This window comes from Paenibacillus sp. MABNR03 (genome assembly GCF_050455445.1).
GTDB classification, from domain to species: Bacteria; Bacillota; Bacilli; order Paenibacillales; family Paenibacillaceae; genus Paenibacillus; species Paenibacillus xylanilyticus.
This window is the reverse complement of the sequence record NZ_JBCIYR010000008.1, coordinates 84,420-106,211: the sequence shown is the minus strand read 5'-3', so window position 1 is coordinate 106,211 and position 21,792 is coordinate 84,420. Positions and strand designations below refer to the sequence as shown.

Below are 21,792 nucleotides of genomic sequence, written 5' to 3'. Positions count from 1 at the left end.
AGTGGGCATAAGGGCAAGCACAAGTGGTCCCAAATTTAAATAAATTCAAATTAAAAGGAGATTATCACTCATGACTATTATTTCTGACGTGTACGCTCGCGAAGTCCTCGACTCCCGCGGTAACCCTACAGTAGAAGTTGAAGTATACCTGGAGTCCGGCGCAATCGGACGCGCAATCGTTCCATCCGGTGCATCCACTGGTGCCCACGAAGCTGTTGAGCTTCGCGATGGTGACAAATCCCGCTACCTGGGTAAAGGCGTTCTGCAAGCAGTTAAAAACGTAAACGAAACAATCGCTCCAGAAGTAATCGGTATGGACGCATTGGATCAACTGGGTATCGACAAAATGATGATCGCTTTGGATGGTACGCCAAACAAAGGTAAACTGGGTGCTAACGCAATCCTGGCTGTATCCATGGCTGTAGCTCGCGCAGCTGCTGACGCTCTGGACCTGCCACTCTATGTTTACCTGGGCGGATTCAATGCTAAAGCACTGCCAGTACCAATGATGAACATCATCAACGGTGGTGAGCATGCTGACAACAACATCGACGTTCAAGAGTTCATGGTTCTCCCGGTTGGAGCACCAACGTTCAAAGAAGCTCTTCGCGTAGGGGCAGAAATCTTCCACAACCTGAAATCCGTACTGAGCTCCAAAGGCTTGAACACAGCTGTAGGTGACGAAGGCGGCTTCGCACCGAACCTTAGTTCGAACGAAGAAGCAATCACGACAATCATCGAAGCGATTGAAAAAGCAGGTTACAAACCAGGCGTTGATGTATTCTTGGGTATGGACGTAGCTTCCACTGAGTTCTACAAAGATGGTAAATACACACTTGCTGGCGAAGGTAAATCTTACACTTCCGCTGAGTATGTTGACCTTCTGGCTTCATGGGTTGAGAAATACCCAATCATCACCATCGAAGACGGTATGTCCGAAGATGACTGGGATGGCTGGAAATTGCTCACAGAGAAATTGGGAGACAAAGTACAACTCGTTGGTGACGACCTGTTCGTAACGAACACAGAGCGTCTGGCTAAAGGTATCGAAGAAGGTATCGGTAACTCCATCCTGATCAAAGTGAACCAAATCGGTACACTCACTGAAACATTCGATGCAATCGAAATGGCTAAACGTGCAGGATACACAGCTGTAATCTCCCACCGTTCCGGTGAGTCCGAAGACAGCACAATCGCTGACATCGCTGTTGCGACTAATGCAGGACAAATCAAAACAGGTGCTCCTTCCCGTACAGACCGTATCGCGAAGTACAACCAATTGCTCCGCATCGAGGATCAACTGGGTGAACTGGCTCAATACAATGGTCTCAAAGGATTCTACAACCTCAAAAAATAAGTTGTCTTCTGACGACTCTAGGGCAAGCCGGGGAACCGGCTTGTTCTTTTTATTAGGCGCTAATCATTAATTCGCAATATTGGTAGCGAATTTGTGTGGATATTATTGGGTGATGTGAAGGTTGGCACTACTTGTATCACATTAATAGCTGTGGTACAATTAAAGTAACTGTTTTTATGGTGAGATGTTATGCCCACATGGGTAGGAGGTGGAAAGAATGGATATTGCTTTGAAATTGCTGCTCGTTGTCTTCTCGATCGGTCTAATCACTGTAGTATTGCTGCAGCACGGGAAAAGCGCTGGTTTGGCGGGTGCCATCTCCGGTGGTGCGGAACATCTTTTCGGTAAAACGAAAGCGCGCGGATTGGATCTTTTCCTGCAACGTGCAACCGTTGTACTGGGTGCAGGATTTATGATCTTGGCTATCGTTGTTACGGTTATTTCCAAGTAAGGAATGATGCTGTAGCGTTTCGGGAATTCAAGTTTATATGATTGAACGACCAAAGATGATAAACCTTCGTTTCGAGAAGAAACGGAGGTTTTTTAATAAATTGGCGTCTGACCAAAGTTTTCCACCGGCTTATTGCTCAACCTATTCAATCTTCCGTTTCATTCCTCTCCCTTATCGTTTTCCTTTCCGTTTACATCGTCCGATTATGTCTTATCTGATCTGCTTACCAGTACGCTCTGCTTCATTCGTTTTGATCTCAACAGATCTAAAGGGTTCTTAGAGGTTTGTAATTTAAGAATTAAATGAAAATGTGTATCAAATAGGCAACGGTGATGTATGTTATGGAAGGCCGATGATGCAGGTATGGTTGAGGGTTGGTTTATTTTGCGGGGTACGGATGCGCTGGATTGAATTCGTGTATACTAGGGTATGAGATAGTGAGGGCTTGTGTTACATGGCATGAAATTGCAAGGAATTGATTACATAAAGACAGATACAAACCAGATTACACTTTTACGTTTCCCGAGGTGAATATTAATGATAACAGAACAACAATTGCTCGACTTCATGCGGGAAACCGCTTATAAACCGATGACTTATCAGGAGCTGGAACAGCACTTCGAGATTGAAGACGCCGCTGATTTCAAAGCCTTTTTGATTATGCTGAATACGCTGGAGGAATCCGGCAAAATCCTGCTAACCCGTAATAACCGCTACGGCATGCCAGAACGCATGGACCTGGTTCGCGGTCGGTTGCAGGCACATGCGAAGGGGTTTGCTTTTCTCATCCCCGAAGATAAAGAGCATCCGGATGTGTACATCCATGCCAATGATATGAAGAGTGCAATGAACGGGGACACGGTCCTCGTGAAAGTGACATCCCAAGGTCCTTCCAATGGGCGTTTGGAGGGCGAGATTGTCCGCATTGTCACACGTGCAGTAACACAAGTGGTTGGTGTATTCCAAAGCCATGAAGTGTATGGGTTCGTCATCCCCGACGATAAACGGATTAATCGTGACATCTTTATTCCTCGCACGAACTTTGCCGGAGCAGTGGATGGGCAAAAAGTTGTTGCAAAAATCGTGAGTTACCCAGAAGGTCGTGCTGCCGCGGAAGGTGAAATTATCGAGATTCTCGGACATAAGGATGATCCAGGTATCGATATCTTGTCCGTTATCCGCAAGCACCAGCTGCCTGAAGCATTCCCGGATGAAGTGGTGGAAGAGGCTGAACAAGCTCCGGAATCCATTACGGATGAAGAGATCGTACAACAGGGCCGCCGTGACTTGCGTGGTCTGAATATCGTAACCATTGATGGTGAAGACGCCAAGGATTTGGATGATGCCGTTAATGTGGAGAAGCTGCCAAACGGAAACTATCGCCTGGGTGTTCATATTGCTGATGTTGGCTATTATGTAGGCGAGAATTCCAAGCTGGATCAGGAAGCGTATAATCGCGGATGCAGTGTGTACTTGGTAGACCGTGTTATTCCGATGCTTCCGCATCGTCTGTCGAACGGGATTTGCAGTTTGAATCCTCAGGTGGATCGCCTTACGCTGTCCTGTGAGATGGAGTTCAACGACCAGATGAAGGTTGTGAACCACGACATTTTCACGAGTGTGATCAAAACCAAAGAGCGGATGACATATTCCAACGTTCGTAAAATTCTCGAAGGCGAAGAGCCTGAATTGCTGGAACGTTACAAGGATCTGGTGGATGACTTCCATCTGATGAAAGAGATCGCCTTGAAGCTTCGCGCAATGCGTATGCGCCGGGGTGCGGTTGATTTTGATTTTGAAGAATCCAAAATCATTGTGGACGAAGAAGGCAAACCGGTCGATATCGTAAAACGCGAGCGTTCGATTGCAGAGCAAATCATCGAGGAGTTCATGCTTGCGGCCAACGAAACGGTGGCAGAGCACTTCCACTGGCTGAAGGTTCCGTTTATCTATCGTGTGCATGAAGATCCCGATCAGGAGAAATTACAAAATTTCCTTGCCTTTGCAGCGAATTTTGGACACCACGTTAAAGGACGCGGTAACGCGATCCACCCACGTGCACTTCAATCCCTGCTTGAGGATATCAATGGAACGAAGGAACAAACGGTCATCAGTACGATGATGCTGCGTTCCATGAAGCAGGCGAAGTATGATGCCGAGATGTCGGGTCACTTCGGCCTCGCGGCAGAGTTCTACAGTCACTTTACGTCTCCGATCCGTCGTTATCCCGATCTTGTCATTCACCGTGTCATTCGGGAAGTGATTGAGAACAAGGGTGCATTGCCTGAAAATCGTCAGGAATACCTGGCAGCACGCATGTCTGACATTGCTCAGCAATCGTCTGAGCGTGAGCGTGTGGCTGTTGAAGCCGAGCGGGATACGGAAAAAATGAAGAAAGCCGAGTATATGCTCGACAAAGTTGGCGAAGAGTTCGAAGGCATGATCAGCAGTGTAACCAGCTTCGGTATGTTCATTGAACTGGAGAACACGGTTGAGGGCTTGATTCGCCTGAGTGCACTGACGGACGACTATTACCATTTTGACGATCAGCATATGGCTCTGATTGGTGAACGTACCTCGAAGGTGTTCCGCATCGGTGATGAGGTGAAAATTCGTGTTGCACGCGTAAGCATGGAGGAGTACACCATTGACTTCGAAATGGTCGACATGAAACCTCGCAGCGAACGACCAGGCGGCTTTGGTGGTAGCAACCGTGGCGGCAAGGGCGGTCGTCCTGCTGGCGGTGGTGGACGCAGTGGGGCCAAAGGTGGCGCTGGTGGATTCAGCGGTTCACGCGGCGGCAAAGGCAGCGGCAACCGCGGTGGAAGAGCACCGGAGGAGAGCAGCAAGGGTGGCCGCGGCAGTTTCAGCGGCAAGGGCGGTGGCAAACCGAAAGGTGAGCGTCGCGCTGGAGATACCAATGCTTCGACTGGTCGCGGAAAAGGTACTGGAGCGGTAAGCTTTGGTTTTGGCTCGGGTAAAGGTGGATACAGCTCGGGAACTTCCAGTCAGGATAGCGCTACTGGTGTCCAAGGAAATGAACTGAACAGCGCCGGTAACAGCCGTGGCGAGAGCAGCTTCAAATCAGGCAAAGGCGGAGGTAAAGGCAGCAAAGGCGGCGGCGGACGCAAGAAGACGTCACCTAGCGGTATCTTTATTGGCGAAGCAGCTACACCGGGAGGTGCGCAGGAAGGCGGAGCTCCGCGTCGTAAACGGAAAAAGAACAAAGGTGCATCTGCTAACGGAACAGCAGCTTTTGTACGGAAGAAGAAAAAGTAATACCGTTTCGCACAGCATAAAATTTGTGTAATGAGAAGGGGCGGCGTATGCCGCCTCTTTCTTGATTTTAACAGCGGTCCTTGCTACAATTAAGGTCTGGCATAGGGTACCTGGGCATCATCGGGTGCGCGGCTATAGAGCATGGTACCGGCTTATTTTACGGAGAAGGAGTGAGGACATGGGCAAGAATGATGGACAGAGTAAAGTGCTTGCACAGAATAAAAAGGCTTCCCATGACTACTTCATTGAAGATACGTATGAAGCGGGCATGGTGCTTACCGGAACGGAGATCAAATCTCTTCGCAACGGCCGTGCGAATATTGGAGATGCGTTTGCCACCATTCGTAACGGTGAAATTCACATTCATAATATGCATATTAGTCCTTTTGAACAAGGGAACCGACATAATCCACTTGATCCAACGCGTACGCGAAAACTGCTGCTGCATAAATCCCAGATTCACAAGCTGCTTGGGCTGTCGAAGCAGGAAGGGTACAGCATTGTGCCGCTGAAAATCTACGTGCGTAATGGATACGCGAAGCTGCTGCTTGGCCTGGGTAAAGGTAAGAAGCAGTACGACAAACGTGAATCTGCTGCGAAACGGGATGCACAACGCGATATTCAACGGGCAATGCGCGAGAAGCAGAAGGTCGCTCGTTAATTTAGAATTGCTTCGGTGTTGCAGGATGCTCTTATAAGTCAGCAGTACGTAAAGTAAACGTGGGAAGTAAGATGAGGATCTCAAGTTTGCCCATTTCGGGGAAAAGCTTGAGATTTTTATTTTTAGTGAGACAACTTGTGTTTCGGCATTCGGGATGAGAAAAAAAATATAGGTGTGGATCGATAAGATGAAATTTGGATCGTAATCGCAGTGTGAATCAGCATTGCACTATATTCGGCTGCTCTCTGCGTAGTCAGTACAGTTCTTGGGTAAGATACAGTAGGTACAAGTAGTTCGCGACCTCAAGTTGGTTAACTTTACTTCGTCTGAGGGACGCGGTATAATATGTAGACGATTGAGCCTCATATGATGCATTGGTTAAACTTGCACAGATGCTCAGCCTGCTGGAATGACTTCCAGTAATCTATACTATATCTGCATTCGGTCCTGTGATATGATTATTCATGTAGCAGACAGGAATGCCGAGTTTGGAAGAGCATCTTTTTACCTTGGAGGAAAAAGATGTGCAGCACCATTGCTCCGTATTCACGGATTAATCCTGGAGCCCTTTTTATATGAGGGGGCGTTTATGGATTCGACGGGGATAGTTCGAGCATGGGTAGCGGGTAGTGGGGACGCGTCCGCTTCATCAACGCTAAAGCCTATTAAACGGCAAACAACAAAACAACTACGCTTTCGCAGCCTAAGAAACTGTGTGCGTGCTTCTAACCTGCATCGCCCATGTGACAGGATTAGGGGCTAACAAGTAGTGGGATACGCTGTCACATCTCCGCCTGGGGTGTGCTGAAGAAGACAATCAGGCTGACCCAACGTATAGCCGGTTACGGGGCGATACTCGGGTGACATCAAAACTGTGACTACACCCGTAGAAGCTTATGTGTCGTTATCTTCGGACAGGGGTTCGACTCCCCTCGCCTCCATTAGAGCGAGTAAAAGCCATCAACCAGTTGTTCTGGTTGGTGGTTTTTTATTTGTGATATAATGTTGATAAATTTAGATTGGGGGACTCAAGATGTTTAATAATCGAGAACAGCTCCAAGAAATTTTAAAAAAAGCGAATCAACATGCACGGAAGCAAGCCAAAGAATCGGGTGCTTCTATTTATTATATAAAAAATAATAAACGTGTTCGTGAAGATGCTGAAGGTAATAAATTTGAAATTACTTTTGATTCTGCTGGTAAACGTCAGGAATTCGAGTATCATGAGTGAAATCAAACCAGTTATGACTGTGTTCGCTGGAACCAACGGAGCAGGGAAAAGTACACTTAGCATGCAAATGAGAGAGTGGCTTGGCGAACTGGTTGATCCAGATCAAATTGCAAGAGAGTTGAAGCCAGAGAATCCGCGTAGTGCTGACCTGTCTGCTGGCAGGGAAGCTGTAAAAAGAATCCGATCTCTCATTAAAAGTGGTACAAACTTCGCTATTGAAACGACATTGTCTGGATCGTTTGTTTTGAAACACATGCAAATTGCAAAAGAAAACAATTATGAAATTGTTGTTTACTATATCGGCCTCGAGGACGTTCAAATGCATATAGATCGTGTTGCCTCTCGCGTTGAACAAGGTGGACATTGGATTGCAGAAGAAGACATTCGTTATCGATACGGTCAGTCATTACAGAATCTTACACCCGCTCTGGCCATCGCAGACCAGGTCATCATCATTGATAATACATATGAGCCTCTAATTATTGCAGAAATCACTCAGGATAAATTGGTCTATTGCATTGACTCAATACCTGTTTGGTGTAAGCCTGTTCTTGTTAGGTATAAATGAAAGTTAGAGTGAAACAACAAGAGAGCCATCAGCCAGAAATTCTGGTTGGTGGCTTTTCGGTTTATATGAAGCGTAAGCTGATGATCTGACTATTGATGAGCCATCTAATTCCTCATAAATCCTTGATAACCTTTACATATCGATCAAACTCCGTTTGACTCATTTGATCACTCATCTGCAAAAGGATATTATCTTGAGCATAGGCATGTGAATTAGGCATTAGCGTTGATTTTCCGGGTTCCTCGTAAAAATCCTTCAGTTTTTCAAGATCCGTTTTATCCTCAAATAAGAATAGATACCCACCCTCACCTTCACCCAAAGCTGGCACCAAAATGTGCCGCACATCTTTAAAGCCTAAGTTAGCCAATCCGTGTTCTTCACGGATAGACCCCGTTGGAGTTTCAATCTCAAGTCCAGCCTCTTGGAACTCAGTGACAATATCATCAAGAGTAATCGCAGATTCACTCTCACTCGAAGAGCAGGCAGCAGTTATGCTTAGGATTAGGCCTAATACGGAAACCAAACCAATATATTTTCTCAAGTCAATCATCATCCTCCCTGCTAGAAAATATAAGTAAGTATAGTTTAACATAATTGGATATTTTAATTAGAGGCATCACTGTTTATTCTCATATCAACTAATAATAGATAACTCCAACAAACTAGCATACCCGCTGTATAGTGCCTCTCAACTTGAATTTTGCTTCGTACCAGAGAGTCATTTATAATGAGAAGCTAGACTAGACTGCGTTAGGAGGAAACAATGGATTTTATCAAAAATCAACTAGACGGAACAGGCATGAGTGAACAAACCATTGGCATTCTTTCAAACTTGATCATGGTTATTTTTATAGCGGTGGTCTCCATTCTGGCGAATTATATAGCCAAAAAGGTCGTGCTGAAGACGATTCATCATATCGTCAATAACAATCGGTACAAATGGGGCCACATCATTGTGGAGAAAAAATTGTTTCACAAGCTGTCCCATCTCGTGCCGGCTATTATCATCTATTATTCTGCTTATATCTTTCCATCCTATCAGGCATTGATTGAGAAGGCTGCTATGACTTACATGATTGTGATAACGATCACTGTATTCAATGCGCTGCTCAATGTGTTTGATGATGTATATCGTTCCTATGAAGTATCCAAGATCAGGCCGATCAAAGGTTATATCCAGGTAGCGAAGATTATTCTTTTCATCATCGGTGGCATTATCGTCATCTCGAGCCTCATCGGTCAGAATCCGTTGATTATTCTTAGTGGGCTTGGTGCTTTGTCGGCCGTACTGATGTTGGTCTTTAAGGACTCCATCCTGGGCCTGGTCGCAGGCGTCCAATTATCATCAAACGATATGGTGCGTGTAGGCGACTGGATTGAAATGCCGAAATATAATGCAGACGGCGACGTGATCGACATTACACTAAATACGGTAAAGGTAATGAATTTTGATAAAACGATCACGATGATTCCAAGCTATGCCCTCATCTCGGACTCGTTCAGGAACTGGAGAGGCATGCAGGTGTCCGGGGGCAGAAGGATTAAGCGAAGCGTCTATATCGATACGAGCAGCATTACCTTTTGCACCGAAGAAATGATTAAGGAGTTCCAGAAAATCCACTACCTTACGGAATATATCGATACAAAACTAAGTGAAATTAATGAGTACAACATGGAGCACCAGATTAATACAGAAAGCAAAGTGAACGGCAGACAACTGACCAATGTCGGGGTATTCCGGGAATATATCCATCAATATTTGAGGAATCATCCAAAAATCCATAAGGATATGACGCTGATTGTGAGACAGTTAGCGCCGGGAGATAACGGACTGCCACTTGAAATCTATGCATTCAGCAATGATATCACCTGGGGAGTGTATGAATCGGTTCAAGCGGATATTTTTGACCATATCTTTGCCGTGGCGCCGACGTTTGGTCTTCGTGCTTTCCAAAATCCAACGGGCCATGATATCGTTCAGCTCAAAGAAAGTCCGCAATTTTCGCGGGGATATTAAGATATGTTTTGAAAGTATATATCGAAGTATTATCATGCTTTGCGCAGCTCTGTACTTTCGGACATCCATTTGATTCAAGCGTGTATAGAGGGGTAGAATAAACGAGAGGGCCATATATCTTTTTCCATATCGTTTCGTATACCTTTCGTAAAGGAGAGTCTCCAGATGAATCATCAAATTCCGGAATATACGTTGAATGATGGCTTGAAAGTACCTGCCATTGGGTTTGGTACCTATAGCTTAAAAGGAGCAGAAGGCGTTAAATCCATAGTATCCGCTCTGGATACAGGTTACCGTTTGATTGATACCGCCTATAACTATGAGAATGAGGCAACTGTCGGAAAGGCAATCAAGCAGAGTTCGGTTTCCAGAGAAGAGCTGCTGATTTCCTCCAAGCTGCCGGGGCGTTACCACGATTATAAGAAGGCTCTCGTAGCAATTGAGGAGTCCCTATACAGAGCAGATCTCGATTATTATGACCTATACCTGATTCACTGGCCGAATCCGAAACAGGATAAGTATGTAGAAGCCTGGCAGGCACTCATTGAGGCCAAGAAACGCGGATATATCCGTTCTATTGGAGTCAGTAATTTTCTTCCCGAACATAATGAACGTCTGATTAAAGAGACCGGGGTAGCACCAAGTCTGAACCAGATTGAACTCCATCCGTTTTTTGATCAAGTGCATCAGCGGAAGAAGGATTCGGAGCATGGCATTGTGAACGAGTCCTGGAGTCCCATTGGGCGTGGTAATGATGCTGTACAGGATATCGTAAAAGATGAGAAGATTCTTCGTATTGCCGAAGCTCACGGGAAAACAGCGACCCAGGTTATTTTGCGCTGGCATACCCAGCTGGGGTCCATTCCGATTCCTAAAGCAGGCTCCCTCCAACATCAGAAAGAAAATATCGATATTTTCAATTTTGAGCTGAGCGAGAAGGAGATGGATGTCATTTCATCTTACAGTCGTGAGGATGGACGGTTGTGGGGACAGGATCCGAGCGAATACGAAGAGTTTTAAGTGTTATATAAGACCCGTGCAATTCACCGTAAGGTGAGGAGAACGAGCACAGGCAAGAGCACGAAGGAAACGAGTCCTCCTATTCTGCAGAGATGTAGATAGGAGGCTTTTTTGTTTTTACTTGAAAAGAATAATTAAGATTTTCAACTCATGAGTACTTTTTAAAACTTAATTTGAATCCCGAACTACTCCACCAATTTCCCGGCTCTCTGTACCATATCCCGTAAAACCCGAGCCACTCGACTTTTTCTGCCTTGAGCCTTCCGCTGAATTTTGTCCAATGAATTTTTGTATGCTGCCGCATCAGTTTTAAGTAAGAACTGCTTGGCTGCAATGCGTAGAGTTCTCCTTAACAACCGTGCGGAAGAACGTGTTGCTTTAGACCGAAACCCTCTGCGCAGGATCCGTAGTGTACTTTTGTAGGTTTCGAGGTCAGCGGATGGAGGTACAACGCAAAATAAATTCAGTGCGGAATCATTGAAGCCATAGGTTTCCAACATGATTCGCAGATTCTCCGTATTGAGCACATCCCCCCGGAAGTGGGTTGGGTGCTCCTGATGATAGCCTACGACCTCTTTGATGCAATAGAAAGGCACTTTCAAACAGTGCAGCCTGTAGCCCAAATCCCAGTCTTCAAGCCCATAAAGTACATATCTTTCGTTGAAACCCCCAACGCGATTCAGCAGACTACGCCGGACGGATACACACCGAGTAACAAATACCATCCAGGGAGCTACATCTGTACTCGCAAATTGTTTGATGACACCCGGCGGCATTTTGGATGGAAAAACCACTCGTGACAAAGCATCTGTATGATGAATGATATCTGCGGGTGTTACCAACGGAATAATTTCATTCGCAGCTTCTAGTTCGGGACCCCATGAGTTTGATGCTGCGAGGACCGCATGACAATGTTCTTTCTCTTCTGGGGAAAAGTCCGGATAGTAGTGGGTATATGAACCATCGAAAGAATGCGGAAAGCCAGAAACCACGGCTCTGGGATTTTTACGATGATACTGCCGTACGGTTCGGATGAATTCGGGTAGTGCCAGAAAGTCAGCATCACAGAAGATGACGTATAACCCCTTGGCATGCTTCAGCCCCAAATTCCGAATAGCAGATCTGCCGCGTTGTTCTGTTTGGGATACATAGATCAATGGATATGAAGCTTGAAAGGCCTCTACCTGCTCTTTCGATCCATCCGTGGAACCGTCATCAGCAACGATGACCTCAAATAGATGCTTCGGGTAGGTCTGCGCTTCAAAAGCGGCCAGTGTAAGTGATAACTGATGGGCCCGATTATACGTTGGGATAATGATACTGTAGCGGATCGCCATGCTATATTCCTCCCTTAGGTTTGTTGATGCTCCTTATGGAAAACCGAACACGTTCAAGAAAGAAGTGATATTAGTTTATTCCATATGGTTGGGGGTGACTGGTCAAACACCCTAAGGTTTTGGAAACAGGCTTGGTCGATCGCATTCTTCCTTTTAAATGATTTACCAGACGGTCTACAGGAAGGGATGCCGGATATTTCCTCGCTCGCCGTCATTCCTAAAAATATGATCTCGATCTTTTGCCTGCATGTGCAAATCCTGCGCCGGATAAGGAAATATCAAATTTTGGATATCCCAGCAAGAATGGAGGATAGCCATAATGGCGGCCAGGCAGTAACTTTATGAAGAGGGCTCAGCACAAAGGGGTCCGGCATCTTACACGAACACATGGGGGGACGTGAAGTGATGAAACGGTCATGGAGAAAACGGCTGACAATTGGAATCTGCCTGATGATGGGATTGACTGCTCTTGCAGGCTGCTCAGGAGAAAGTGGAAAGGCGAGTGAGGCGGAAGGAGACGGTCCTACACCAATTTCAATCTGGATGTCGATGAACACGAATGCTTCCATTACGCTCAAGAGCATGAATGAAATCACGGCGATTAAGGAATGGGAGAAGAAGACCAACACCAAGATCGAATTCCAGCATCCTGCGGTGGGTGCCGAGACCGAACAGTTCAATGTCATGATTGCCTCGAATCAGCTGCCTGATGCCATGTTTGTAAATGGAGATTACGCCAAGCTGTTCAATGATGGCATCATCATCCGGCTTAACGAACTCATTGATGAATACGCTCCCAATTTGAAAAAGATCCTTGAGGAGAACCCCGAGGTCGCCAAACAGTTGAAAGCGGACAATGGAGATATCTATGCCATTCCGCATCTGCGTCTGGGGGAATACAAAACCTTCGGCGGTACATTCATCCGTCAGGATTGGCTCGATGAGCTGAAGCTGGAGAAACCGGAAACGCTGGAGGAATGGGAAACCGTACTTAAAGCGTTCAAAGAGAAAAAAGGCGTGTCCGCGCCGCTGTTGTTCGGTGCACCACCTAAAATGACAACGATGGGACCTGCAGCGCCTACCTATTTGGAGGCTTACGGTATAACTAACAACACGTTCTTGAAGGATGGCAAGGTAGTCTATGGGCCAATCGAGCCCGAATACAAGGAATTTCTGACGATGTTTCATCGCTGGTACCAGGAGGGACTGATCGATCCTGACTTTGCCACCAACGATCAGAAGACATTTGACGCCAAAGTGTTGAGTGGTCAGGCGGGTGCCTTTTTCACCTTCATCGGTGGAGGTGTAGGCCGCTACCTGCCCGCTCTGCAGGAAACCGATCCGAACGCCAATCTGACAGCCGTCCAATATCCGGTGCGGAACAAGGGCGATGAGCCAATGTTTACGGGACGTTCCTGGGAGTGGAGCAGCAGCGGCGTCGTGATCACCAATAGCAACAAACATCCGGAGGAAACGGTCAAAGCACTCGATTATTTCTTTAGTGAAGAAGGTCATATGCTGAAAAATTTCGGTGTGGAGGGCCTCACCTATACGATGAAGGATGGTTACCCGACCTATACCGATGAAATTTTGAAAAACCCGGATGGATTGTCAGTTGCCCAAGCGATGGCCAAACATTTTATTGCCAACTACCCCTTCGTGGGCGAAGATGACGACCGGTACAATGAGCAGTATTATCAGCTCCAGCAGCAGAAGGATGCTGCGATTCTGTTCTCCAAATACAGCGACAATACACTAAAGGTAGGCCTTCCTCCTACCAGCCTGACAACAGAAGAATCCACGGAATACAGCAAAATCATGAGCGATATTGGAACGTATCGGGACGAAATGTTCGTCAAGTTTGTCATTGGGGTCGAGCCGATTGAGAACTTTGACAAGTTTGTCGAGCAGATCAACAAGTTCAACGTTACACGAGCCCTTGAAATCCAGCAGGGCGCACTGGACCGCTATAACGCCAGATAAGGAAGAGACGATCGTGGGGTTGAATCACTTCAACCTCACGGCTGCCCTCTTTGAATGAAAAAGGAAGGGGATGGAGAAGGTGTCGCACAAGCTTTCCTTGTTATGGCTCAATTACAAAAAGAATAAAGCGATCTATTGGATGGCTCTTCCCGTCGTTTTATATTTTCTCATCTTCAAATATCTGCCCATGTACGGAGCGATCATTGCATTCAAGGATTATTCGGTGGGCAAGGGCATATGGGGCAGTGATTGGGTGGGACTGCAGCACTTTCGGGATTTCTTTCAGAGTTACTATTTCTGGCGGATTTTGAAAAATACCCTGGTGCTGAGCTTTTATCAACTGTTATTTGGCTTTCCTGCACCGATTCTGCTTGCACTGCTTCTAAATGAGATCCGAAATGAAATATTCAAGCGCACGGTGCAAACCGTCTCGTACATTCCGCATTTTATCTCGATCGTTGTCATCTGCGGCATGATTGTGGATTTCTCGTCCCGCGATGGGCTGTTTAACACCATTATTGGTTATTTTGGCGGTCAGAGCAGTGCACTTCTCAGCGATCCGGCCAATTTCCGTACCATTTATACGGCTTCATCCATATGGCAGGAACTCGGCTTCTCCAGCATCATATATTTGGCTGCTCTTAGCGGAATCAATCCGGAGCTCTATGACGCAGCGAATGTGGATGGGGCGAGCCGCCTTCGTCAGGTCTGGCATATTACGCTGCCCGGCATCATTCCAATGATTTTGATTCTTCTTATTCTCCGTATTGGCGGACTGATGGAGATCGGCTTTGAGAAAATTATTTTGCTCTATAATCCGAATGTGTATGATACGGCCGATGTCATCTCCACGTTTGTCTATCGCAAAGGGATTAGTGAAAGTGCTGAGTTCAGCTATACGACTGCGGTAGGTTTGTTCCAATCCGTGATTAACTTTACGCTGCTAATCGGTGCCAACCGCCTGTCCAAAGCGATATCCAATACCAAGCTATTCTAGTCAGGAATGAGGTGGGGGAGGGAATTCAATGAAAATAAAACGATCAATCGGTGAGCGGCTGTTTGGTGGTGCCAACGCCATCCTGATGACTGGCCTGATTGTTGTAACCTTGTATCCGCTGCTGCATGTGCTGAATGCATCGTTCAGCGATTCCGGTCAGCTCATGGCCCACAGAGGACTGCTGCTCTTTCCCAAGGGTCTGACACTCGAGAGTTACAAGCTCGTTCTCAGCAATCCGAACATTCTGTCCGGGTACCGAAACACGATATTCATTGTTGTTGTGGGTACTGCGCTGAATCTGCTGTTTACCATTCTGGGGGCATATACCTTGTCTCGCAAAAGCTTTATGCTCCGCAATCCGATTATGCTGGCGATCGTATTTACGATGTTTTTCAACGGCGGAATCATACCGTCCTACCTGTTGATCAACAATACGCTTCATATGGGGAACAGCCTGTGGGCCCTGATTGTACCCGGTTTGATCAGCAGCTATAATCTGATTATTATGCGTACATCGTTTCAGGAAATCTCGGAAAGTCTGCTGGAGTCAGCCCGGATGGACGGGGCAGGAGAGATGCTGATTCTCTGGCGGATTGTGGTGCCATTGTCCATGCCGGTTATTGCAGTGATGATTCTCTTTTATGGGGTCAGCCACTGGAATTCATGGTTCAGTGCTATCCTGTACATTCGGGATCGAAATCTGTTTCCGCTTCAGCTGGTCCTGCGCGAAATTTTGATCCAGAACAGTACGGACTCCATGACGACAGGAGCTTCAGCCGTGGACAAAGAGGCGATCGGGGAAAGTGTAAAATATGCAACCGTCATGGTGGCCACACTCCCTATTTTGTTTATCTATCCATTTCTGCAGAAATACTTTGTCAAAGGTGTTATGATCGGAGCAATCAAGGAATAAATCAGTCGTAGGCCATGCCAAACCACAATGTGAGGAGGAGACTCATGAAGAAGAAAAGCATCCTGCTGTCCTGGAGCATTTCTTACATGGTCATTCTGCTCATCCCGATTGTGATCGGTGCAGCTGTCTTTGCCGAGTCCCGCATCTTACTTGAGGAAGAGGTTAATCGTTCCAACATGGTGCTGTTATCCCAGGTGCAGGAGACGATCGATAATCAGATTGGCGATATTGGCAGCATTAGCAATCAATTGATGGCCGATTCCCAGCTGACGAGCTTCATTAACCATGCGTCAGAACAGGATGCCCGGTGGAGGTTGATGGGACTGGAGCTTATCAAAAACCTCAAATCCACACGCGTCGGAAACGGCCTAATTAGTGAATTATATATCTATATCAAAAACTCCGATGTTGCCCTGTCATCTTCTTCACTTATTCAGAAAAAATATCTGTATGACATGTTCTATAAAGGCACCGATGTAACTGAGGAAGCGTGGACTGGACTGATGCATGATACCGGTAAGAGCATGTTCCGGAAAATGGCGGTTCGGAGTGAAGACCGGCGTATTGAAGAGACGCTTGTCTACCTGCAGCCGTTTCCCATCCAGAGCGCTGCCGACAGCCCCGCTACCTTCGTGGTCAATCTGGACCCGAATCGGTTCCAGCAAGCGATTGATAATGTGCGTTTGGAAAAAGAAAGTACCGTATTCATCCTGGATCGTGAAGGTAATACTTTGTTTTCTACAGGATCCTTTGAAACCCCTTACAAAGCAGGCGGAGATCTGAATCTCCAGCAGGATACAGGTGGGAAAACAGAGACGATCGACTGGAACGGTGAATCTGTCACCATGTCCCAGATCTCTTCCAAGGTCCAGGACTGGAAGTATGTATCCATCATACCTACCCGGATCTATGCCAAGAAGCTAACGGTCATCCGCAATATTACGATTGGCGGGGTTGCGGCTGGGCTTATGATTGGCGGTGTGGCAGCCTGGTGGTTTACACGGAGAAATTACCGTCCGCTTGGACGGATCATGAACATTATCTCCGACAAGGTCAAATGGAAGCTGGAGCAGCCAGACGATGAATATGGCATCCTGCAATCGGTACTGGTTCGTGCCTGGGAAGAGCAGGATCAATTCGCAAGCAGGCTCAAGGATCAACAAAACGTGGTACGGAACAGTCTATTTTCCAAGCTGATGAAGGGAAGGGTTCAGACAGGCGAAGAGTTTGCTTCAACGTTGGAACGGCTGAGTATTCGGTTCGAATCAAATTCGTTTGCCGTCTTGCTCTTGCATATTGAGAACGTTGAAGGATTGTTCCGTACAAAAGTACGCGAGCAGGATCAGGAGGAAAAATATCAATTTGTGCACCTGATCCTGACCAATGTGCTGGAGGAAATGATGGGTTCCGTGGGCCATGTATATTCGGCAGACATTGACGGAAGGATCGCATTTCTCGTCAACATCCGGGAGTATGGGGAAAATGCCGGGTCCCAGCTAGTCCGTGCAGTCGAGGAAGCCCAGCGTTTTATCGGGTCACGGTTTTGTGTGTACTTTTCTGTTGGGGTAAGCGATGTTCATCAAGGAGTAGCAGAGATCGCAGACGGTTTTCGTGAATCGGAAGAGGCACTGGAATATCGACTGATTCTGGGGATCGGGCAAATTATTGACCAGAACCGGATTCGCAGGCCAAAAGAGGAACTGTACTACCCTCTCGATCTGGAAAGACAGCTCATTAATTATATTGCGACAGGCAATTATGCCCGCTCAACCGAAGTGATGAACGAAATTCTGATGACCAATTTTACCGGAGAGCCCTTGTCTGTTGAACTGGCACGCTGTCTCATGTTTGAGTTAATCGGTACCTTTTTGAAGGCCACCGAACAGATCAAGACAGATGACCAGAACGAGCTGACTCATCGTAATGATCTGATCCGGCAGCTGTGTGCATGTGAGACTTTTGAGGAGATGGAAGCCGAGTTACTTCGGATTCTGGAGAGCATCTGTCAGATGGTGCATGAACGCAAGCGCTCCCGCAATGCAGAGCTGAAGGACCAGCTGATTGAATTCATTGTGGAGAACTACGCAGATGTCAATCTGGGTCTGACCCATTTGTCGGAGCGCTTTCGTTTTCATCCAACCTATGTCTCCAAGTACTTCAAGGAACAGACCGGAGTCAACGTGATCGATTACATCAACCAATACCGCATTGAGCAATCCAAGAAAATATTACAGGCCGAGGAACTGACAATTCAGGACGTATCCGAGCGTGTAGGCTTCCTGAACAGCAATTCGTTCATTCGTGTCTTCAAAAAATATGAGGGCATTACGCCCGGCCAATACAAGCAAAACAGCAGGCTCATCCAGCATGAGGTTTGAAAACAATAGATCCATAGAGGAGGAATTGGTTTCATGTGGAAAAAGGCGATTGAAGATGCACTCCAAGTCACCCGGCACAATATTGACCGATTCGGGGGACGATTTCCCCATGTAAGTAACGGCGATGAGCATTATATGCTGAACGACAACACGGAGTGGACGGCAGGCTTCTGGTCAGGCATTCTGTGGTTATGCACGGAATATACCCAGGATCCGCTGTATCGTGAGGCAGCTGTAGATACCGTCGCTAACTTTCGGACGCGCATGGAGCGGAAAAGCATCTTTGACCACCATGATATTGGTTTTCTCTATTCGTTATCCTCCAAGGCGCAGTGGATTGTGGAACATGATGCCTCAGCACGGGAACTTACGCTGGAAGCGGCAGATATGCTGATGAAACGCTGGCGGGAGGAAGCCGGACTGATCCAGGCTTGGGGACGTAAAGGCGATGTGAACAACGGAGGGCGAATCATTATTGATTGCCTGCTCAATCTGCCGCTATTGTTCTGGGCGTATGAACAGACGAATAACGAAGAGTATCACCGCGTGGCGAAGCTCCATGCCGAGAAAAGCCGTCGTTTTCTGGTCCGGGGAGATGACTCCAGTTATCATACCTTTTATTTTGATCAGGGTACTGGTGAAGCTATCCGCGGCGGAACACATCAGGGGTATAATGACGGCTCCACATGGACTCGTGGACAGGCATGGGGGATATACGGCTTTGCATTATGCAGTCGTTATTTGCAAAGTGCAGAGATGTTCGAAACAGCGAAGCGTCTCGCCCGTTATTTTATTGCTCATGTACCTGAGGATCATGTGGCGTATTGGGATTTTGATGCTCCCCAAACCTCCGAAACGAAACGGGACAGCTCTGCATCTGCCATTGCCGCATGCGGAATCCTGGAGATTGTAGAGCGTATGGATCCATCCGATCCTGAACGTGAGGTTTTCCTGGATGCGGTGCAGAAGTCGATGACGTCTCTGGTACAGAATTACTCCACTCATGGGGCCGAAACCGAAGAAGGATTACTCAAGCATGGCTCCTACTCCGTCAGAGGCGGGGATTCACCGGATGACTATGTGATCTGGGGTGATTATTTCTATCTCGAAGCATTGATGCGTCTGGAGCGGGGCATTCCTGGATATTGGTATGACCGGAATTAGAACGGTAGGCAATAAGATGAAGCAAATATGATCAAGCAGGGTACATGAAACACAAAAGCAGCGACTCTTCCCATCAAGGAAAGGTCGCTGCTTTGTTTTGCTTCTATAGTTGGATACACGTGCTGTTACATCTGCGTTTTCGGAGCAAGTTCAATGGCAGAGCGAATGGCTGCCAGCATGCTTTTGTCATCGGCAATGTTTTTGCCTGCGATATCGAAGGCTGTACCGTGGTCCACGGAAGTGCGGATGATGCCGCCTTTTAAGCCAACGGTGATGTTCACGCCTTCCTCAATGCCCATAACCTTGATCGGAGCATGTCCCTGATCATGGTAGCAAGCCACAACGATATCGAAGTCACCGCGGCCTGCACGGAAGAACAGTGTATCAGCAGGGAGAGGACCAACCACATTAATGCCTTCCTGCTGCGCGCGCTCAATACCTGGCTGCAGCTTCTCTTCTTCTTCTCCATTACCAAACAATCCGTTCTCGCCTGCGTGCGGGTTAATGCCGCATACAGCTACACGTGGATTATCGAAGCCTGCTTTTTTGAGTGTATCATGCGCAAGCTTAACCACCGTGTAGGTTCTTTCCGGGTTGATGCTGGCAATGGCATCGATCAAGCCCATGTGTGTTGTAAGGTGAATGACCCGCAGGTTAGGTGTAGTCAGCATCATCGAGAAATCCTGTGTATCGGTCAGGTCAGCCAGAATTTCGGTATGTCCCGGATACAGGTGCCCACCTTGATGCAAGGCTTCCTTGTTCAAAGGTGCGGTGCAGATGGAATGGATCTGCTGTTTTTTGGCTAGATCAATGGCTTTGGCCAGGAATTGAAAGGCTGCGTCTCCCGCTATGGCAGATACTTTTCCGTACTCCAGATCGGCAGGAACCAGATCCAGATCAATAACATCCACCGTGCCGAACTCGTACTTGGCTTCGGAAGGCTCATGAATGGCATTTACGTTCAAGCTTGATCCGATCACGGGCAGAACGCGCTCCAATATTTTCGCATCACCAATAACGAGCGGGTTGCAGTTGTCGTAGACCTCTTGATGGCCCAATGCTTTCATAATAATCTCGGGTCCGATACCTGCTGCATCGCCCATTGTAATTCCAACTGTCGGTTTCATACTGGAATCCCTCCTTTTAATTTTTGAATCGCATGGATAAAGACGTCAGGTGTACCGAATCCGCCTGCTTTCGTAATGACGTGCAGATCTTCAATTCCAATAAATTTGGATACCGGAACACCGATCTCAAGTTCATCAAGCAGCTCGAAGCCGCTAATATTCCACTTCATGCAAATTTGCTTGGCGGTATCTCCGCCTGTCATGGATACACCTTTGAAATACCCTTCTTCGAGCAGTCTGGCACAAATCTCGCCCATCGCCCGTACAATTTCGTTGCTGACCTCGGTGTGATCCAGGCCGCGGGCTTCTCCCGTGGCACGTGCCAATTCGACATCGACCTGCTCTGCCGTGGAGTACAAGACAACGTCGTTGCCTTCCAGTGCCTTGGCCTTTACTTCTTCGTATACACGCTCCATTTCCTCTGTCCGATCTGCTGCAGCGGATACGGCTTTGAAGGAATGGAACGGGATAGATGAGACACTTGTTTGCTGCAGCAGCTGCTTCAGCTGCTCCCGAGAGTTTTTGTTTACACTGCCTACGACAGTCAGGATGGGTCCGGGGTTTTCCGGTATGGTCAGTTCGATTGATTTATTCTCCAGACGGTAATGTCCGGGAAGATAATTGGCGATACCCGCTGAACCTGCCCATGCAAAGGTATACTCCAGCTCGCTGGTCATCTGCAAAATTTGCTCCAGATGCAGTTCTTCCGTCGAATCCACAAGCACGTATGGGATCCCGTTTTCTTTAAACTGGTTTAACTTCTTCTGAATATGATCCTTGCCTGCTTCCAGATCAGATACGCTGATCTCGCCTACTTCATACTTCGTTTGAAGCTTCAATAGTTTCGGAAGATACGAAACGGTCACCGGTGTTTTCGGATCGTTCGCGATCTCGGTGTCGGCCAGTGCAATGCCGTTCAGGTAGTGTGTGCCATTTCGAATCGTGCGATTATTTTTCGGATACCCTGGGGCAATCATCATGAAATCCGGTTTAATCACGTCGTACAAAGCATCAATCTCAATTCCGATGTTACCACGCATAGTAGAATCCATTTTTTTGAAAATGGTATCAAATCCGTTTCTCGTCAGAAACTCGGCTGCGCTGCTAACGCGCTGATAAGCTTCATCCGAGGCAATGGAGCGGCTATCCGTGTCGAAAACAACAGCATCGTAATGACGAATGTTATTCTCGTCCATATTAAATAGTACACTGGTTTTCAAACCATGACGGGCAAGCTGAACCCCGCTGTCATTGGCACCAGTCAGATCATCTGCAATAATGGCTAATTTCATGCTGTTATCGCCTCCTT

General features: G+C 47.1%; 17 protein-coding genes and 1 other RNA gene. 14 read left to right on the top strand and 4 right to left on the bottom strand.

Translation table 11 applies throughout. The features are described 5' to 3' along the window. Nucleotides 1-70 precede the first annotated feature (70 nt). The 7 genes from eno to AAIH57_RS26720 all read left to right on the top strand — a co-directional run bounded on the left by eno (nt 71) and on the right by AAIH57_RS26720 (nt 7,547). On the top strand, nt 71-1,357 hold the full coding sequence (eno, locus tag AAIH57_RS26750) for a phosphopyruvate hydratase (RefSeq protein WP_175394337.1): 1,287 nt from the start codon (nt 71-73) through the stop codon (nt 1,355-1,357). 217 nt (nt 1,358-1,574) lie between these two features. Then, nucleotides 1,575-1,808, top strand: a complete 234-nt coding sequence (secG, locus tag AAIH57_RS26745; protein WP_095362032.1) for a preprotein translocase subunit SecG — start codon at nt 1,575-1,577, stop codon at nt 1,806-1,808. 537 nt (nt 1,809-2,345) lie between these two features. Further along, nucleotides 2,346-5,087: a ribonuclease R gene (rnr, locus tag AAIH57_RS26740; protein WP_175394338.1), complete on the top strand. Its 2,742-nt coding sequence runs from the start codon at nt 2,346-2,348 to the stop codon at nt 5,085-5,087. Between the two features lie 178 nt (nt 5,088-5,265). Continuing rightward, a complete protein-coding gene (gene smpB / locus AAIH57_RS26735) occupies nt 5,266-5,748 on the top strand; it encodes an SsrA-binding protein SmpB (RefSeq protein ID WP_175394339.1) in 483 nt (160 codons plus the stop codon). A 579-nt stretch (nt 5,749-6,327) separates the two neighbouring features. Next, nucleotides 6,328-6,692, top strand: a transfer-messenger RNA (tmRNA) gene (gene ssrA, locus AAIH57_RS26730). A gap of 89 nt (nt 6,693-6,781) precedes the next feature. After that, the gene (locus tag AAIH57_RS26725) at nt 6,782-6,979 is read left to right on the top strand and encodes a hypothetical protein (protein ID WP_175397149.1); all 198 of its coding nucleotides are present in this window, start codon (nt 6,782-6,784) and stop codon (nt 6,977-6,979) included. Next, nucleotides 6,972-7,547, top strand: coding sequence for a zeta toxin family protein (locus tag AAIH57_RS26720; RefSeq protein ID WP_430023642.1), 576 nt, complete (start codon nt 6,972-6,974; stop codon nt 7,545-7,547). The genes AAIH57_RS26725 and AAIH57_RS26720 overlap by 8 nt, the downstream gene beginning before the upstream one ends. A 112-nt stretch (nt 7,548-7,659) precedes the next feature. Here the strand turns inward: AAIH57_RS26720 and AAIH57_RS26715 are convergent, their stop codons facing one another. Further along, nucleotides 7,660-8,100, bottom strand: coding sequence for a stress protein (locus AAIH57_RS26715; RefSeq protein ID WP_430023641.1), 441 nt, complete (start codon nt 8,098-8,100; stop codon nt 7,660-7,662). A gap of 210 nt (nt 8,101-8,310) precedes the next feature. Here AAIH57_RS26715 and AAIH57_RS26710 point away from each other — a divergent pair, with 210 nt between their 5' ends. Both AAIH57_RS26710 and AAIH57_RS26705 read left to right on the top strand, forming a co-directional pair. Further along, entirely contained in the window at nt 8,311-9,564 is a 1,254-nt protein-coding gene (locus AAIH57_RS26710) for a mechanosensitive ion channel family protein (RefSeq protein WP_430023640.1), read from the top strand. 165 nt (nt 9,565-9,729) lie between these two features. After that, on the top strand, nt 9,730-10,584 hold the full coding sequence (locus tag AAIH57_RS26705) for an aldo/keto reductase (protein WP_430023639.1): 855 nt from the start codon (nt 9,730-9,732) through the stop codon (nt 10,582-10,584). Between the two features lie 185 nt (nt 10,585-10,769). Here AAIH57_RS26705 and AAIH57_RS26700 read toward each other — a convergent pair whose 3' ends face one another. Beyond that, nucleotides 10,770-11,921: a glycosyltransferase family 2 protein gene (locus tag AAIH57_RS26700; RefSeq protein WP_430023638.1), complete on the bottom strand. Its 1,152-nt coding sequence runs from the start codon at nt 11,919-11,921 to the stop codon at nt 10,770-10,772. 405 nt (nt 11,922-12,326) lie between these two features. On the opposite strand from AAIH57_RS26700, the gene AAIH57_RS26695 reads away from it, so the two are divergent. The 5 genes from AAIH57_RS26695 (at nt 12,327) to AAIH57_RS26675 (ending at nt 19,356) form a co-directional block, all read left to right on the top strand. After that, a complete protein-coding gene (locus tag AAIH57_RS26695) occupies nt 12,327-13,904 on the top strand; it encodes an extracellular solute-binding protein (RefSeq protein WP_430023637.1) in 1,578 nt (525 codons plus the stop codon). A gap of 70 nt (nt 13,905-13,974) precedes the next feature. Beyond that, nucleotides 13,975-14,901 (top strand): ABC transporter permease subunit, encoded by a 927-nt coding sequence (locus tag AAIH57_RS26690; protein ID WP_175397143.1) that lies wholly within the window; start codon nt 13,975-13,977, stop codon nt 14,899-14,901. Between the two features lie 28 nt (nt 14,902-14,929). Next, nucleotides 14,930-15,814 (top strand): carbohydrate ABC transporter permease, encoded by an 885-nt coding sequence (locus AAIH57_RS26685; RefSeq protein ID WP_175397142.1) that lies wholly within the window; start codon nt 14,930-14,932, stop codon nt 15,812-15,814. Nucleotides 15,815-15,858: 44 nt separating this feature from the next. After that, nucleotides 15,859-18,192 carry a helix-turn-helix domain-containing protein gene (locus AAIH57_RS26680; RefSeq protein WP_430023636.1) on the top strand — a complete coding sequence of 778 codons (2,334 nt, stop codon included), beginning with the start codon at nt 15,859-15,861 and terminating at the stop codon, nt 18,190-18,192. Nucleotides 18,193-18,225: 33 nt separating this feature from the next. Next, nucleotides 18,226-19,356: a glycoside hydrolase family 88 protein gene (locus AAIH57_RS26675; protein ID WP_430023635.1), complete on the top strand. Its 1,131-nt coding sequence runs from the start codon at nt 18,226-18,228 to the stop codon at nt 19,354-19,356. Nucleotides 19,357-19,481: 125 nt separating this feature from the next. On the opposite strand, the gene pdxA is transcribed toward AAIH57_RS26675, so the two are convergent. Continuing rightward, entirely contained in the window at nt 19,482-20,483 is a 1,002-nt protein-coding gene (gene pdxA / locus AAIH57_RS26670) for a 4-hydroxythreonine-4-phosphate dehydrogenase PdxA (RefSeq protein ID WP_430023634.1), read from the bottom strand. Next, a complete protein-coding gene (locus tag AAIH57_RS26665; RefSeq protein WP_430023633.1) occupies nt 20,480-21,775 on the bottom strand; it encodes a four-carbon acid sugar kinase family protein in 1,296 nt (431 codons plus the stop codon). The genes pdxA and AAIH57_RS26665 overlap by 4 nt, the downstream gene beginning before the upstream one ends. Nucleotides 21,776-21,792 lie beyond the last annotated feature (17 nt).

Excerpts from the sequence above, each read along its gene's own strand:
- AAIH57_RS26685 (WP_175397142.1), top strand. The coding sequence starts at position 14,930 with ATGAAAATAAAACGATCAATCGGTGAGCGGCTGTTTGGTGGTGCCAAC.
- AAIH57_RS26725 (WP_175397149.1), top strand. The coding sequence starts at position 6,782 with ATGTTTAATAATCGAGAACAGCTCCAAGAAATTTTAAAAAAAGCGAAT.
- AAIH57_RS26665 (WP_430023633.1), bottom strand. The coding sequence starts at position 21,775 with ATGAAATTAGCCATTATTGCAGATGATCTGACTGGTGCCAATGACAGC.
- secG (WP_095362032.1), top strand. The coding sequence starts at position 1,575 with ATGGATATTGCTTTGAAATTGCTGCTCGTTGTCTTCTCGATCGGTCTA.
- AAIH57_RS26695 (WP_430023637.1), top strand. The coding sequence starts at position 12,327 with ATGAAACGGTCATGGAGAAAACGGCTGACAATTGGAATCTGCCTGATG.
- pdxA (WP_430023634.1), bottom strand. The coding sequence starts at position 20,483 with ATGAAACCGACAGTTGGAATTACAATGGGCGATGCAGCAGGTATCGGA.
- rnr (WP_175394338.1), top strand. The coding sequence starts at position 2,346 with ATGATAACAGAACAACAATTGCTCGACTTCATGCGGGAAACCGCTTAT.
- smpB (WP_175394339.1), top strand. The coding sequence starts at position 5,266 with ATGGGCAAGAATGATGGACAGAGTAAAGTGCTTGCACAGAATAAAAAG.
- AAIH57_RS26700 (WP_430023638.1), bottom strand. The coding sequence starts at position 11,921 with ATGGCGATCCGCTACAGTATCATTATCCCAACGTATAATCGGGCCCAT.
- AAIH57_RS26705 (WP_430023639.1), top strand. The coding sequence starts at position 9,730 with ATGAATCATCAAATTCCGGAATATACGTTGAATGATGGCTTGAAAGTA.
- AAIH57_RS26710 (WP_430023640.1), top strand. The coding sequence starts at position 8,311 with ATGGATTTTATCAAAAATCAACTAGACGGAACAGGCATGAGTGAACAA.
- eno (WP_175394337.1), top strand. The coding sequence starts at position 71 with ATGACTATTATTTCTGACGTGTACGCTCGCGAAGTCCTCGACTCCCGC.
- AAIH57_RS26680 (WP_430023636.1), top strand. The coding sequence starts at position 15,859 with ATGAAGAAGAAAAGCATCCTGCTGTCCTGGAGCATTTCTTACATGGTC.
- AAIH57_RS26720 (WP_430023642.1), top strand. The coding sequence starts at position 6,972 with ATGAGTGAAATCAAACCAGTTATGACTGTGTTCGCTGGAACCAACGGA.
- AAIH57_RS26675 (WP_430023635.1), top strand. The coding sequence starts at position 18,226 with ATGTGGAAAAAGGCGATTGAAGATGCACTCCAAGTCACCCGGCACAAT.
- AAIH57_RS26690 (WP_175397143.1), top strand. The coding sequence starts at position 13,975 with ATGGAGAAGGTGTCGCACAAGCTTTCCTTGTTATGGCTCAATTACAAA.
- AAIH57_RS26715 (WP_430023641.1), bottom strand. The coding sequence starts at position 8,100 with ATGATGATTGACTTGAGAAAATATATTGGTTTGGTTTCCGTATTAGGC.